1 protein-coding gene is annotated in these 666 nt (G+C 64.4%); it reads right to left on the bottom strand.

Features of this window, described 5'->3' with window-relative positions:
- The coding region (locus IH54_RS44215; RefSeq protein ID WP_199923544.1) for a beta-ketoacyl synthase N-terminal-like domain-containing protein at positions 1–666 on the bottom strand (666 nt) is incomplete at both ends.

Below are 666 nucleotides of genomic sequence, written 5' to 3'. Positions count from 1 at the left end.
TGCATCGCCATGACCATCTTGATCAGGCCCGCCATACCCGCCGCAGCCTGCGTATGACCGATATTCGACTTCACCGACCCCAACCACAAAGGCCGCTCCGCAGAACGCCCCTGACCATACGTCGCCAACAACGCCTGCGCCTCGATCGGATCACCCAACCGCGTCCCCGTACCATGCGCCTCCACCACATCCACATCCACACCCGACAACCGCGCATTCGCCAACGCCTGCCGAATCACCCGCTGCTGCGACGGACCATTCGGAGCCGTCAAACCATTCGACGCCCCGTCCTGATTCACCGCAGAACCCCGCACCACACCCCACACCCGATGCCCACGACGCCGCGCATCCGACAACCGCTCCAACAACACCAACCCCACACCCTCACCCCACCCCGTACCATCCGCCCCCGCACCGAACGACTTGCAACGACCATCCACCGCCAACCCACGCTGCCGCGAAAACTCCACAAACGCCCCCGGCGTCGCCATCACCGTCACACCACCCGCCAACGCCAACGAACACTCACCACCCCGCAACGCACCCACCGCAGAATGCAACGCCACCAACGACGAAGAACACCCCGTATCCACCGTCACCGCAGGACCCTCAAGACCCAGCACATACGACACCCGCCCCGACACCACACACCCCAAATTCCCGGTG

The organism is Streptomyces sp. NRRL F-5123, assembly GCF_000721495.1.
Classification (GTDB): Bacteria; Actinomycetota; Actinomycetes; order Streptomycetales; family Streptomycetaceae; genus Actinacidiphila.
The sequence above is the reverse complement of the archived record's forward strand: the minus strand, read 5'-3'. Positions and strand labels throughout refer to the sequence as shown.